This is a genomic window from Variovorax sp. GW823-FHT02B07 (genome assembly GCF_058797695.1).
The window spans coordinates 870,309-885,975 of sequence record NZ_JBXAJX010000002.1 but is presented as its reverse complement, the minus strand read 5'-3'; the positions used below and the strand labels follow the sequence as shown (position 1 = coordinate 885,975).

Genomic DNA, 15,667 nt, shown 5'->3' with positions numbered 1-15,667 from the left:
GGGTTCTCCGGAAAGCTCGTGGAATGAGAAAAAAATCGAAAGGAGGAAGAAAGGACGTCGCCGTCGTTCGTTCGGTCAGTAGCTCGCGGTGATGCTGAAATTCACCTGCGTGTCGTGCTTCTTGGTGCGCGGCCCGTCGACCAGCGGATAGCCGATGTCGACGCGGCCCGAGAAATACGTGCCCACCTTGAAGGTCGTGCCCACGCCCACCGAATACAGCGAGAAGCGGTCGGCCTGTTCGGGCAGCGGGCTCTTCAGGCGCAGCCGCGCGGCGTCGGCAAAGGCGTACACGCGCCAGTTCTCGACGGTGCTGCCCAGGAAGGCGAGCGGCTTGCTGCGCAGCTCGACCGAGCCGACCACGCCGTAGTCGCCGGTGGCTTCCGCCGAGAGGTAGCCGCGCACCGAGTTCATGCCGCCCGCGGCGATCTGCTCGCTCGAGACGAGCGGCGAATCGGTCATCTGCGCGTTGACGCGGAAGGCCACCTGCGTACCGCCCTCGAAGCTGTGCGCGCCGTTGAGGTCGGTCTTCAGCACCATGAAGCTGGGCGAGGCCTTGTAGCGCTTGTAGTCGAAGGCCGCCCAATCGCTGCCGTACTTGAACGAGCTGCTCGTGCCCGCCACCAGCGACACGCCCACGCCGTACTGGCTCTTGTCGGTCTGGCGGAAGCCCGAGTACGACAGCGTGATCGGCGCGTACTTGAGCGGCACGGTGTCGCCGCTGCCCTTGAGCGTCAGCGCTTCCTTGTTGTTCTTGAAGTCGACGCCCACGCTGAAGGCATGCCACCAGTTGCCGGTGTTGGGCACGGTGTAGGTGGCCTTCAGGCCGATCGAGTGGCCCTTGCCCAGCACGGTGGTGCCGCCCACGGTGGCCACGTTGCTGTCGGACACGAAGGCGTTGGCCTCCAGGCTCCAGTTCGTGCCCTTGAGCGGCGCGTTGTACGAGGCCGAGAACACCTGCGTCTGGTTCAGGTCCTGCGGCGCGCCGAAGAAGCTGATGGAGGCGCTGTGGCCCATCTGCCAGAGGTTGTCGTGGCCCAGCGAAGCACTGGCGCGCAGCTTGCGCGTGTCGGCGCTGTAGTCGTTGTTCAGGCCCACGCTGGCGCGCCACGGGCTCTGGTCCTCGACCTTCAGGTCGACGTCCATCGTGCCCGGCATGGTGCCGGGGCGCACCAGCGGCATCACCTGGCGCTTGGGGCTGCGGTTGAGCGCAGTGAGCTCGGCCTGGGCCTTGTTGAAGTCGGGCACGCCGCCCTCCTTCAGTGCCGGCACCTGGTCGCGCACGTCGAGCGGCGAGTTGTACTCGGCGCCCACCACGCGCACGCGGCCCACGCGGGTCTCGTTGACCTGCAAGAACACCACGCCCTGTGTGACCTGCTGTTCGGGCAGGTCGACGTACACCGACTGGTAGCCCGCCGCCTGGTAGGCCGCGAGCAGCGCGTCGCGCGCGCCCTCCACGTCCTTGAGCGTGCGCTCGGGGCCGAGGAAGGGCGTGACCGCCTTCTCGATGGCGCGGGCGTCCAGCACGGTGTTGCCGCGCACGATGTATTCGGCGATGTCGACCTTGCGGGCCGGTTCGGTGGCTGCGGGCGCGGCCGGTGGGGTGGCCGAGGTCGCGGCCGGCGTGGAGACAGCGGCAGGTGCTTGTGCGAACGCTGCCGCCGGGGCACCGATCGCCATCACCGCCAGCCACACCGCTCTCCAGCAGGTCGGTGGGGCGTTCTTCTTCATGTCATGCATTTACAGCTCGGTTCTCAAGGATGAAGCTCGCGTGGCAGCGGCTCATGGTGGAGAGCCTTCATGTCGCTGCTGCGTACCGATACCTAGACGCACGGCGTGCGCGGCGACTGTCGTTTGTCACGAAAACTTCATCAAGAAATCGGCACGAGGTCCGGCGCGACGGGTTTCGCGCACATAAGAAGAAGGGCCTCCGCATGGGAGGCCCTTCTGTTTTTTCCGCCTGCGCGGGTAGCGCAAAGGTTCAGCGCCTCAGCGTTTCAGCCCCCGCTGCTCGCCCGGCGTGAGCGACTGCATCTGCGCGGTCGTGAGCGCGCCCGCGCCGAGCACCTGCACCACGCCCTTGGGGTCGTAGGCCGCGCCGCTGCGCTCGCGGCCGGCGCCGCCACCGCCCTCGCCGCCCGCGGGTTCGTTGCCGAAGCCGAGCACGCGCACGGTAAACACCGAGGGCAGCGCCTGGCGCTGGGCCGCGCGGTCGCGCTGCACGGCGTCCTGCGCCGCGGTGGCGGCCTGCGAGGCGGCGGCGCTGGCGTTGGTGAGCGCGCCCACGTTCACCGCTGCCACCACCGGGACGCCGGTGGACTTGCCCTGCACCTGGATGTTCTCGGCATTGGCCACGCGCAGCGCCGCCAGGTTCACGTTGCCCGACACGCGGATGCCCGCCTCGCCGGCGTCGATGGTGCCCAGCGGCGCGATCAGGTCGATGTCGCCCGGCGGCACCTCGGGGATCGGGTTCAGCGTGGCGATGCCGGCGCCGGTGTTGGGCGTGGTCGGCGACAGGCTGACGTTGCCGGCGTCGTCGTACAGGCGCCGCTGCGGCGTGTAGACCACGGTCGACTTGGAGCCGCGACCGGCGTTGATGTCGCCCTGCGCCGACCAGGCCAGGATGCCGCCGCCGAAGGTGGTGAAGATGCGGCTCTGGCCCAGCAGGATGCTGTCCAGCGAATAAATCTGCACCTCGCCCGCGCCCTGCGTCAGCACGCCCGAGCCCTCGCCCGGCACGAAGCCGCCGTCCACGCCCACCAGCGTGCGCCCGCCCGGCACGAGGATGTTCACGTTGCCGCCGAAGTTGGTGTGGATGCCGGCATCGAGCGCGTCGTACACGCCGATGTCGCTGGGCCGGCCGGCGGCCGTCCAGGCATCGCGCCGCAGGTAGCTCTTGCCGGCCTGCGGGCGCTTGGTGAACGGGTCCGAGCTGCTCGCGTAGTAGTTGGCGCTGCTGAACATGGTCAGGTCGCCCTGGTAGCGGCGCGCGCTGCCGTCGGCGCCCTGCGCGGGGAACAGCGTGGCGATGGCCTCGCGCCCGCGCAGGTAGCTGCCCCGGCGCGGGCCGCCCTCCTCGTTGTACTCGCGCCCGCCGGCGCGCAGCTCGGCGAAGTACACGTTGCGCAGGTACACCTGCTGCTGCTCGGGCGGCAGCGCGGCGAAGAAGGCCTGCGCGTCCATGGTGGCGGCGTCGAAGTGGCGGCCCTGGCTGTTGCGCCCGCCGAAGCGCTCGCGCAGCCAGTTCACCAGGTGCAGGCCTTCGGCCAGGCCGAACTCGCGCACCAGGTCGCGGCGCGTGCTGCCGCCGCCTTCGCTGCGCTGGCCGTCGATCTCGGCCTGCTTGCGCCGCAGGTAGGCATCGGCACCGGCCTCGTCGCCGCCGTAGCCGAACTGCTGCGACAGCCAGCCGGCCAGCGTGAGCTCGCCGCCATAGCTGTACAGCGCGGTGCCGGGCTGGTCGGCGAAGGGCTGGCCGCTGGCGGCACGGCGCTTGGGGTCGAGATAACGCGCGGCGAAGCCGGCCCAGTCCGGCCCGTCGCGGCCCACGCCCACCGCCACCGAGATGCCGGCGCCGCTGCTGCGGTCGCCCGGCTTCACGTTGACGATGGCGCCCAGGCTCTTGAGCTCGCCCTTGTCGGCCATGTACAGCTCGCGCCCGGCGCTCAGTACCAGCTCGCCGGGGCCGGCGATGTGGAAGCTGCTGTTGCGGATGTCGCGCCCGGCCTCCACCACCGACACGTCGTCGGCGTGGCGGTGCACGATCAGGTTGCCGCGCGCCGAGGCGGCGTTCAGCGTCTGCGGCTGCGGCGGCAGTTCCGGCCGGCCGGGGAAGTCGCGCCCGCGCCAGCCCGCGCCCTCCGACGGCACCAGATCGACCTCGCCCAGCGCGGTGCCGGCGCCGACGATGTCGCGCCCGGCGCGGATCGCCACCGGGCCCGCCCCTTCGTACCAGAGCCCGTTCGGCGTCGCCACGCCGGTGTTGGAGCCGCGGTAGACGATCGAGCCGGTGCGCAGGCCCACGATGTCGCCCTCCAGCGCATAGAAGCGCGACGGCGGCTGGCCCGCCGGCGCCACGTCGGCCACGCTGGGCGAGGTGAGCGTGAACAGCGGAAAGCGCAGCCACGAATTCTGGCCGTCCAGTGCAATGGAGGGCAGCAGCGCGTCGGCGGCCGTGTTGTGGATCAGCTCGCGGCCGTACCAGAGTTCGCCGCCCAGCGCGGCGAAGCCCGGCTGGAACGGGTCCACCAGCCGCGACGGATCGGCGCCCGAGGGCGTGATGGTGTAGCCCGCCGCGTGAATGGAGTCGCGCGCCAGCAGCTCCAGCTGCGCGGTGCGCTTCACCGCGTACTGCGGGCCGACCGGCGACGGCGCCAGCGTGAGGCTCCAGGGCGACAGCACCGGCCCGTTGCTCGATTCGTCGCGCACGCCCGAGCTCGCGCTGCCGTAGTACAGGCTGCCGCTGGCCGCCAGCGCGCGCAGCACCGCCGGGTAGACGAAGCGGCCGTCGGTCGCCTGGTGGTTGGTGCGATCGCCCAGGTCGGTCCAGCCCAGCGTCGGCGTGAGGTTGCCGCCGGCGCTGAAGAGGTCGATCGCGGTCGACGGCGTCCACAGCGAGAACCAGGTCCAGCCTTCGCCCGGGTGCTGCGTGCCGTTGGCGCTGAAGGGCGTGCCGTGCGTGAGCGTGGGCACGCGCCCCGGATCGGCCACGCCGCCCAGCACCAGGTCGCCGCGCGCGTCGAGCCGCACGCCGGCATCGCCGGGAATCAGCACCGGGCCGCCCGAGGCGATCGACGAGCCCGCGACGTAGGGGCTGAGCGCGCGCGAGTCCTTCGGGCCGGGGGTGCCGAAGTCCAGCTCGATGCCGCCCACCGCGCCGCTTTCCAGCCGCAGCGCGCCGCGCAGGTTGGCGAAGACCCCGTTCAGGTCCAGCCGCATGCGGTCGTAGCGCTGGAGGCTGCCGGCCTGCCAGGTGGTGCTGGCGGGCACGGCGCGCACCTCGGGCGCCGGGTTCAGCGTGCCGCCGATGCGCACGTCCAGGTCGCCGCCGCCGGTCAGCAGCAGCTCGCCCGCGCGCGTCACGCGGCCGGTGCTGCCCACGGCGAGATGCAGGCCCTGGCTGCGCGCCACGTAGGTGGCGCTGTGGTCGCCCATCTGCTCCATCATCCCGGCGTTGCCGCCGGTCTCGAACACCAGGTTGCCGCCGCCCAGCGTGCCGATGCCGGTGAAGCCGATCAGGTAGGGCCAGAGGCCGCCGAGGTCGTAGGTCGTGCCTTCGTGGCCCGCGACGTAGCTGCCGAAGTTGATCCACCACGCGGTGGGCACGCCCTCGGCGCCCGGCACCACGCTGCCGGTGCCCTGGCGCCACAGCCAGTTGCCGAGCATGGCGCTGGGCATCTGCTTGCGGAAGATGCCCAGTTCGTCGGTCGTGCGGCGCATGTTGCCGCGCACGCCGATGGTGTCGCCGCGCGCATCGCCCTGCACGCGCATGCGCAGGTTGCCGCCGTGGTCGGGGTACCAGGCGCGGTACAGGCTCTGGCTGTCGACGAACTGCTCGAAGATGTCGTAGCCGCCGTTGAGCACCGTGCCTTGCGGACCCTTGGCGCGCGGCAGGTGGAAGTCGGCGTCGTCGGCGCGCGCCGCGGCGCGGGTGCCGGCGGTGTAGATGCCGTAGGGCGAGCGCTGCGTGAAGTCGTTGCCGGCCAGCAGGTCCAGGTCGCCGGTGCCGGTGCGCACCACGCTGAACAGCGGCTGGCGCACGGGGTAGGACTTGAAGTCCCAGACCTCGGGGGTCTCGGAGACCAGGTCGCAATAGCCGATGTCGCACATGCCCCAGGACACCTCCTCCGGCGTGAGGATGCTGCCCAAGCTGCCCCAGCCTTCGTCGGCCGCCTGCTGGTTCCAGGACCACACCTTGCCGCCGGAGACCAGCTGCTTCGTGAAGGCGTTGCCGTAGTGCGTGTCGGCCAGCAGCAGGTCGCGCTGCGGCCCGCGCGGCTGCAGCGCGCGGCTGTCGGCGGCCTGCGTGTCGGCGCCGGCCACCAGGCGCATCGACCACGACTGCGAGCCCTCGGCCAGCATCGGCGCGATGGCGAAGTTGCGGCCCTGGTTGCCGTCGCCATCGGCCAGGCGCAGCCGCACCGACGCCGCGCCGCCGGGCAGCACGACCACCGTCTCGGCCGGGATGACGGCGCCGCGCTGCAGCGGCACCTCGCGCGCCAGCACCGGGCCGTTGTAGCGGTAGAACGGCGGCTGGTTGACGTCCAGCACGGCGCCGTCGGGGAACGGCAGCGGCACGCCGACCGGCCACAGCATCGGGCCGACCTTGGCCGCGCCCGCCAGCCGCACGCCGGGGTCCAGCTGCATGTTCGCGCCCAGCACGAGCGGCTGCGCCAGCACGGTGCCGGCCGCATGAAGGACCTGGCCGGACGCATCGCGCACCGCACCGCCGAGCACGGTGCCCGCGGGCAGCGTGTAGCCCTCGGTGAGCACCGCGCGCACCGGCAGCACGGTGCCGGCGGCCAGGCTCATGGCCTTGAGCGGCGCCTGGAAGTTGAGCGCACGACCGGGCTGCAGGAAGGTGTTCTCGGCCAGCGTGACGGCGCCGCCGCGCGGCACCACCACGTCGCCGCCGAAGGGCACGCGCCCTTTCAGCAGCACCCAGCCGTCGTCGTCGCGCGTGGCCGGCAGCGCCGAGGTGTCGAAGCCGTCGTTGATGCTGCCGTGGATCTTCAGGTTGCCGCCCGCGCGCATCACCAGTGCGCCGGCCTCGCCCGAGCCGTAGACGCCGGTGCGCTGCGTGCGCGCGTTGAGGCTGTCGTAGCGGAAGGCCGAGAGGTCGAGGTCGCCGTCGATCTGCAGGTCGCCGTCGGGCGTGCGGCTCACGATCTGCACGCCGGGGCGCAGGTGGAAGGCATCGCCGTACGCGCGCAGGCCGGCCAGCCGGCCGTCGACCAGTGCGCTGTTGGCCAGCACGTTGCGCATGAAGGCCGTGCTGTCCTCGTGCTTGGCCTGCAGGTAGGCCTGGTCGATGCGCTGGTAGGGCCGCCCGCTGATGTCCGGGTCGGTGCCCGTGGGCGCGTCGTCGTAGCGGAAGAAGCCGTTGACGGTGATCGTGCGCGCGCCCTCGATGCGCTGCGTGCCGCCGGCGTCGATGTCGATGTCGTTGCCGCGCGCGCCGCCCAGGCGCGGCGCGTTGAGTTCCACCGTGCCGAAGGCGCGCGGCGTGCCGTCGGTGCCGGCGCGCAGGTCCATGCGCGCGCCGTTCTCCAGCACGAGGCGGCCCTTGCCGCTGTCGATCTCGATGGTGGCGCGGTTGGGCGCCTCGATGGCCTGCCCGTAGCTGTCCACGCGCAGCCGCGTGCCGTGCGCGTCGAGCAGCGCGTTGCCGGCAATGGTGACGCCGTCGCGCGCCGCCAGCCGGATGCTGCCTACCTGCACCCCACCGGCGTTCACGGTGCCGGCCACGGTGAGGTGGCCGCCGTCGACCGAGAGGTTGATCTCGCGCGCCTTCAGCTCGTCGCCCACCACCAGGTCGCCCTGCTTGAGCTGGAAGCTGCGCTCGCCGACCACGCCGCCGTCGGTCAGGCGGCGGTTCAGGCCGGCGAAGTCGGCCAGGCGCTGTGCGCGCACGTCGATGCGCCCCGCCGCGTAGGGCACCACCGTGCCGCCCGCGTCGTACTCGCCGCTGCTGCCGCCCGCGATGCGGCCCAGCAGCTCGACCTGGCCGGCGCCCGCGCCGAGCGCGGTGACGGCCAGCCGGCCGGCGCGGTTGTTCTGCGCCGAGAGGTCGATCTGCGCGCCCGCGGCCTGGCGCACGTTGCCCGTGCGGCTTTCGATTTCCACGTCGCCGCCCCAGCTGTACTTGTCGACGTCGAAGAAGCGCAGGCGCCGGCCGGCCAAGTCCAGCCGCGCGCCGTCGTGCAGCTGCACATCGCCGTCGGCGCGCAGCACCAGCTTGCCGCTGGGCAGCACCACGGCGGTGTCGAGCGTCACGCTGCGTCCGTCGATGGCGATCTCGGCGCCCAGCGCGCGCGACGCCTCGGCGTCGGTCATCGTGCCCGGCTGCATGCCTTGCGGCGCGGCCACGCGCACGTCGCCGCCGACGGTGTAGCGCATCACCGAGCCGGCCTCGCCGGTCAACAGCGGCGTGTCGATGCGCAGCGCGCCGCCCGTGCGCACGTAGCCCTTGGCCGCCTCGTCCCACGCGCCCTGCGACTGGTAGACCGAGAGCGAGCCCTTCTGCCGCGCCGTGACCTGTTCGCTCGCGTTGAGTTGCACCTCGCCGAAGCCCAGCACCAGCCGGTCCATGTCGTGCACGGTGTCCACGCGCATGTCGCGCGCGGCGCCCAGTTCGATGCGCCGGGCGTCGATCTGCAGCCGGCCGCTGCCGGTGCCCGCGCCGCCGGTGGCCACCAGGCCGGGCGGCGTGCGGGTGCCGTTCCACACCAGCACGTCGGTGTGGATGCGCGCCACGCTGTCGGCATCGCCCCAGCCGTAGATCGCAGGCGTGGTCAGCATCAGGCGCGAAATCGTCGACTGGCCGGTGGCGGGGTCGATGGTCGACAGCTGCGTGGAGCCGAAGAAGTTGACCGCGTCGCGCACGGTGAACACCAGGTTCTCCAGCGCCGGCGCGCCGGTGCTGGTGTCGCCGCGCAGCAGGCGGTCGAGCACGGACTGGTTCAGCGTCAGGCCCGGCGGCAGCGCGCCGCGCGCGGCGGCGTCGCGCAGCGCGCGTTCGCCGCCGACGTTGATGCCGCCCAGTGCCAGCACCAGGTTGCGCGTGCCGTAGCGCGTGCTTTCGCCCAGCGTGAAGGCCTGATCGGTGGCGGCGGTGATGGTGCCTTCGGAATACAGCCGCGCGCCAGCGCTGCAGTTGCCGCTGGGGGCGCACACGCCGATGTCGATGCGGCCGGGGCCCGTTTGGCCGCCGCTCGATGCAGACGGCGGCTGGATGTCGATCCAGCCGTTGGACACCGCCAGCACGCTGCGCAAGCCCGGCTCGTAGATGTAGCCACGGCGCGAGTCCCAGGCCGCCGGCCCGCGGCCCAGCGTGTCGATGCCGGCACCGGACTCGACGGTGATGCCCGAGTCGCGGCGGTCGGTGACCAGGAACACCTCGCCCGCGCGCAGCACCGCGCCCTCGCGCAGCACGATGCCCTCGGCGGCGCTGCTGAAGCCCAGGCGGTTGGCGTCCCTCAGCCGATCGGCCGCGGTAGCGTCCTGCACGAAGGTGCCCGCCGGCGCGCCGCCGATGGCCAGCTGCGCGGCGCCGATGGCGTTGAGGTCGCGCGCATGCAGCGAGGTGCCCTTGAAGTCCGGCGTGGGCGCGGCGCCGTCGCCCAGCACCTCGAAGGAGCGCGCCGTTCCGCCGATCACCAGCGCCGTGCCGCCCATGCCGTCGCCCACCGTGGCGTAGCGCGCGGTGCCGGCGAAGCGCAGCGCGGGTTCGCCGGGCATCTCGCCCGCCGAGCCCTTCAGGCCGAACTGGAAGCGCAGCGCCTTGGCGTCGCGTTCCAGCAGCGGGCGCGGCACGCCGTCGCGCAGCGCCTGCGCCACGGCGAAGTCGGCGTAGCCGGTCTCGTTGTACTGCGCGTAGGTGCGCAGCACGTCGCCCGGCGTGAACACCGCCTGCAGCGGCAGCGCATCCTGGATGCCGGTGCCGGCCACGCCCAATTGCGCGGGCGCGGTGTAGGAGCCGTTGCGCATCGCCGTCGCGCTGCCCGGCGCGCCGACCTGCGTGGCCAGCCCGTTGAGCTCGACGCGGAAGGCGCCGGGCAGCAGCGCGTAGGTAGAGGGCATCAGCGTGTAGCGGCCCGGCGGCAGGCCGGGCACGCCGGCGCCGACGGTGATCTGCCGGCCCACTGCCGGATCGCTCGCGCCCTTCTCTGCGCCGAGCGGCGCCTGCAGCGGCTGCACGCCCGGCACGATGGCATAGACCGGGTTGGTGGCCAGGCCGGGCAGCACGAAGCCCTTGCGCTGCGCGCCCACCTGCACCAGCGGGTGCATGCGCGCGTCGGTGGAACCGCCGCGTCCGGCCAGGAAGGCGGTGCCGGTGAGCGTGCCGCCGCCCGACATGTCGAGCACCGCGCCCTCGCGCACGTCCACCGCGTGGCCGGACAGCGTGATGGCCGGGCCGACGCCGGGCACGCGGTAGGCCACGTCCTTGCCGTTGAAGAGATAGGTCAGTCCGTCCTGCGTGCCGCCGTAGGGCATCAGCAGCCCGTCGGCGCTGACCGAGGTCAGGCTGCCCGCATGCAGCTGCACGGTGCTGGTGGAGGTGTCGCCGAAGACGCTGCCCAGCGCGATGCCGCCCAGCGGCGCGCGCAGCACGCCGCGCTGCTCGATGTGGGCGGCGTGGAAGGTGAGCGAACCGAAGGCCGACTGCGGCATGGCCGGCGTGTCGCCCACGCGCTCGATCACCAGCCGGCGGTTCATGTCCATCTCGGCCTGGCGGGTGCCCCACTTGTCGATGACGTTGCGCTGGCCGACCTGCACCAGCCCGCTGTCGCCGGTGGCCGGATAGATCTGCGCCGCCGCCAGCGTGAGGTCGCCCGGCACGTAGAACCTGGCGTTGTTCGAGAAGCGCAGGTCGCCGCTGCTGCGCAGCAGCGTGCGGTCGAAGGCGTTGCGCTCCACGACCAGGTCCTCGGGCACGTTGCGCACGATGGTGCCGCGCACGCCCTGCTGCACCATGCCCGCCAGGTCGATGAGCTGCGCGTCCAGCCGCAGAGAACTGCCGGCCGACACCAGCGGCACGCCCAGCGTGCCGGCCCCTCCGCCCGCGTTGCGCGAGCCGAGCACCGGGTTGGGCAGGATGTAGTCGTCGATCTGGGTGCGCCCGCTGGCGGCCAGGCGGATGTAAGGCGCCGCCAGTGCCACACGCGCATCGGGCGCGGACGCATCCGCCAGGGCCAGCGCGGTGGTGGTCAGGCGCAGGCTCTGGCCCAGCGAGAGATCGACGCTGCCGTCGAAGGACAGCATGCCGTGGCTGAGCAGTGACAGGTTGTCGAAGCCGCCGTCGTGGATGCGGTCGACGCCGATGCGCGCCGTGCCGTAGGCCAGCGCGCCGTGCGCCTGGCCGGGGCGCAGGCCGGCGGCGTCGGCCACCGCGCTGCGGCCCTGCACCTGCGCCAGCAGCATCTCGCGCGGCACGCGCACCGCGTCGTCGACGTTCTCGCCCTTCAGGTTGTAGCGCGCCACCGTGCCGTAGATGGGCGTGTCCAGGTTCAGCGCCAGCATGCCGCCGGCCGCGCCCGCGCCACCCGCCGCGGCGCGCATGTCGCCGTCCAGGAACAGGCCGCGGAAGGAACTCAGCGCGATGGTGCCGCCGTGGCTGGCGACCTCGGTGGCGCCACGGCCCGGCAGGTCGAGCGTCGCCGACGTGCCCGAGGCCTCCAGCCGCGCGCCGGGGCGCAGCACCACGAAGGCATCGGCCGCGTCCACCTGCGTGGCATCGAGCACATGGCGCGCGCCGATCTCGATGGTGCCGCCGTTGGCCACCTGGCCGTAGCGGTGGCCGCGCGCGTCGGTGGCCACCACCGGGCGCGCGGCGACGTCGATCAGCGCGTGCTCGCCGATCCAGTACGAGCGTGCGTTGGGCATGCCGTCGGCCAGGTTGCGCGCGTTGCCCATGCCGTGCTCGCCCGGCAGCAGCGCGACGCGCCCGCCCCAGGCCGAGAGCGTGCCATCGACCGTGATCTGGTCGTTGCCGCGCAGCGTGAGCGTGCGGCCGGGGTCGAGCGCGATGTGGGCGCCCTCGCCCACCACCAGCGGCGCGCGCTGGTAGCGCGTGCCGGCCTCCAGCGTCAGGTCGGCGCCGGCGCGCTGGGTGAGCTTCTGCTTCACCGGATCGTCCTGGTACACCGGCGGCATCCACAGCGGCAGCGCGGTGGACGGGTCGGCGCCGGTGGGCGCGAGCGCGCCCGCGACGGGGTCGAAGCGCTGCACCGGCATGCGCACCTCCACGCGCGCGCCGTCGGCCACGGCCACGCCGTCCTGGCCGCGCACCGTGTACTGCGCGAAGCCGCTCTGAAACAGGTCGGTGTCCAGGCGCAGCAGCGGCTGCACCGCGACCGCGCGCGGCAGCGCGGTGCCGGCGACGATCGGCGTGCCCGCGGGCATCACCGTGTCGGCGGCGACCACCGTGCCGGCCTTGTATGACGTGGTCTTGGGCGGGATCGGCAGGCCCGAGGGGAACACGTCCCTGGGCAGCACGTAGCCCTGGGCCAGCAGGGTGATGGCCGCCAGCACGCTGCCGGCCGGGACCGTCTGGCCCGGCTCGTAGCCCTTGCCGTCGAGCAGGAACGCCTGCGTGCCCGGCGGCACCACCCAGTCGGCGCCGGTGATGACGGTGCGCGCGTTGCTGACGCCGGGTTGCACGCTCTCCTTGAGCGCCTCGCCCGGCAGCGCGCGCGACACCGTGACGGCGAAGTCCATCGGAATCTCGCTGCCGGCCGCGATCACGTAGTCGCCGGCCAGCCGCAGGTGCACGGTGCTGCGGCGCCCCGCCGCAAGCTGCCCGTCGCCGCCCGCGGGCAACTCGCCGATACCGATGGCCGCGCCGTTGGCCAGCGTCAGCTTGCCGCCGCCCTTCACGCCATGGCCGCGCACTTCGCCGTCCATGCGCAGCGTGCCCGGGCCCGCGCCTTCGTTGCCGGGCTGGGCCGCCATCAGCGTCACGTCGCCGCCACGGCCGCCGCGCAGTTCATTGCCGGCCAGCAGCGCCGCGCCGCCCGACACATCGACCACGCTGCGCGCGCCGAGCACCACGTCGCCGGTGCTGCGCAGCGTGACCTGCCCGCCGTCCACGTAAGGCAGGCCCTCGATGCGATCGGGCGACTGCGCGATGTGGCTCCACAGCCCGCGCGCATCCAGCCGCACGCCCTCGCCCACCGTCACGCGCGGCGCGTAGCCGATCGGCAGCACGTCGGCGATGGAGATGTCGACCCAGCTGCCGCCGTTGACGCTGGCGAAGCGGCTGACCAGGTCGCCCAGCGCGATGCTGCCGCCGCGCGCGACCAGGTCGGCGTCCACCGTCACCGTGGGTGCGTGCAGCGCGATGCTGCCGCCGGGCGCGACCGCGAGCGCGGACGTCACGGCCACCGTGTCGTTCGCATAGGCGACGACGCCGCCCAGGCGCTGGCGCTGCAGCCACTGGCTGTCGATGCGCACATGGCCCGTGAGGTCCTTCGGCAGCGCCTCGCCGGCGGCCAGTGCATCGGCCAGCGAGGCGGGCGAGATCGGCGCGTCGGCGAAGGTGACGCGGTCGACCCGCGCGGACGGGTTGTCGCGCAGCAGGCCGGTGGCGGCGTCGTAGACCGGCGCCACGCCGCCGATGACCAGGCGCCCGGCCAGCGGTGCCGCGGCCTGCAGCTGGCGATAGCTGTCCAGGCCCGCATCGCGCTTGCGCTGCTGGCGATCGCCCTGGAACACGGTGGCGTCGATGTCGCCCTCGAGCACCGCGGCGCGGGTGCCGACCTGCACCTGGCCGGCATCGCGGCCCACGGTGTAGCCGTTTTCCAGCCGCTCGCGCGGCGCGATCAACGGGTTGTAGAAGTAGCCGGTGGTGGTCTTGCCCCAGCGCGCGTGTTCGTCCTCGAAGCCGCGATAGAGGCCGGTGTAGACGATGTCGGCCGGCGCGGTCGACAGGTTGTACAGGCGCCCGTCGGGGCCCTTGAGCCAGCTCTGCTGCAGCCGGCCGGTCTGCACGTCGAGCGTGCCGCCGGCCACGTTGATGCGCGAGCCGCGCTGCGTGACCAGCTCGCCGCCCGCGAAGGCCACCGTGCCGCCCGACGCGGCCCATTCGCCGACGGTATGGCCGTCGGTGTTGAGGTAGCCGCCGACCTCCAGCAGGCCGCCGCCGGTGTACCAGCGCTCGCCGGCGTAGCCGTTGACGCCGGCCGCCACGCGCACGAGGTCGCGGCGGTCGATCCACATGTCCAGGTTGTTCAGCCGCTTGCCGTCGCGGTTGAGCGGCGCGTCGCGCTGCTCGTTGCCCTGCACGTTGATCTTCACGTTGTTCGACGCCATGGCCACGCCGACGCCGACCGCGCCCGCCACGTCGATGGCGGCGCCGCTGGCCACGCGCGTGCGGCGCTCGGCGCGCGCCTGCACCTGGCCGCCGGTGGCCAGGGTGAGCGAGCCGCCGTCGAAGTCGATGTCGCCGGCCGAGTCGATCTTCACCAGCGACTGGTCGCGGCGGTTGTAGCCGCCGTCGCTCAGGCGCATCGAGTCCTTCAGCAGGGTGTCGCGCTGCACGTCGAGCGCGGTGGCGCCGTCGTTCTCCAGCACGATCGCGCTGGTGCTCTGCGGCGCCAGCGTGACGCGCGCCTCGCCGGCCTCGCCGACCGCCCGCAGGTGCAGCGTGCCGCGCGTGTTGACCGAGCTGCTGGACAGCAGCACGCCCTGCTGCTCCACGGTCTTGCCGACCAGGGTCACGTCGCCGGTCGGCGCGGCGATCAGGCCGGTGTTGCGCACGCGGCCGGCGGCGCTGCCGGCCAGGCGCAGCGGATCGACCTCGTTGCCGCGCGTGCTCGAGTCGCTGTTGCCGTCGGTGCCCATGCCCTTGCGGATCACGAAGGCGTCGCCGGCGGCCAGCACGGTCTGGCCGTTGGCGGTCGCGATGCTGCCGTGGTTGTGCGCCTCGCGCCCGGCCAGCAGCACGTAGCCGCCGCCCTCGGTCACGCTGGTGGGCCGGCGCGTGGCGATGCGCGCGCCGGGCTCCACCACCACGTCGGCGGTGGCCGCACCGTGCGTGGCGCCGGTGGCGTGGAGCACCAGGTCGTTGGCCAGCACCGGCACCTGGGTGCTGCCGCGCGTTTCGCTGTACAGGCCCCGCTTGAACTGCGCGTCGCTCATGCCCACGGCCGCGGCCACGAGGTTGCGCGTGTCGACCTGGCTGCTGCCGCTGAACACGATGCCGTTGCGGCTCACGACCATCACCGTGCCGTCGGCCTGGATCTGCCCCTGGATCTGCGAGGGTCGCGCCTTGGGATCGTTCACGCGGTTGAGCACCGACCAGCTGGCCTGCTGGTCGAACTTCACCGTGGTGTTGCGCCCGACGTTGAAGGTCTCCCAGTTGAGGATCGCCTTGTCGGCCGTCTGCTCGACCGTGACCACGGTGCGGCCCGCGGCCTGGCGCTGCGAATCGGGCGTGAGCGGGCGCGCGTTGTGCCAGCCGGCGGTGAGCGAATTCGTGTCGACCTTCAGGCCGCCTTCGGCCAGGCCGTCGGGCACCGACGGGTCGTGCTGCGCGGCGGCGCGCGCCGCGGCCTGCGCCGACTGCTGCGCCGCGATGGCGCGCGCCGCCAGGTTCAGGTTGCCGAGGGACTGCTGCAGCTGTTCGCTGGCACGCTGCTGCTGCGCCTGCGGCCCGCCGAGCATCGCGGCGGGCAGGCCGTTGGGCAGGCGGCCGGTGGCGAGCGCGGTGCTCTGCGCCATGTTCTTCTGCGCCATCCACGCGCCGCTGAACGCCTGCTGCGCCTGCGCCCCGTCGAACGCGGCGCCGCCGGCCAGCAGCAGCGCGATGGCGCGCACCAGCGGCGTGAGCCGGACCTGCGCGAATGCGGCGGACGAATAAGAAGAAGAGGACGCGTTCGGCGGATTGCGCCGGGACACCGTGCGGCGGCTGCTGCGTTGCATGCGGACTTCCATGGGTTCGTGTTTCGTT

The 15,667-nt window shown here is 72.9% G+C and carries 2 protein-coding genes; both read right to left on the bottom strand.

Annotation, left to right across the window (positions count from 1 at the left end):
* Positions 1-75: 75 nt before the first annotated feature.
* Positions 76-1,728, bottom strand: a complete 1,653-nt coding sequence (locus AC1RGU_RS15170; RefSeq protein ID WP_492696742.1) for a ShlB/FhaC/HecB family hemolysin secretion/activation protein — start codon at positions 1,726-1,728, stop codon at positions 76-78.
* 258 nt (positions 1,729-1,986) lie between these two features.
* The gene (locus AC1RGU_RS15165) at positions 1,987-15,639 is read right to left on the bottom strand and encodes a filamentous hemagglutinin family protein (RefSeq protein ID WP_492696741.1); all 13,653 of its coding nucleotides are present in this window, start codon (positions 15,637-15,639) and stop codon (positions 1,987-1,989) included.
* Positions 15,640-15,667 lie beyond the last annotated feature (28 nt).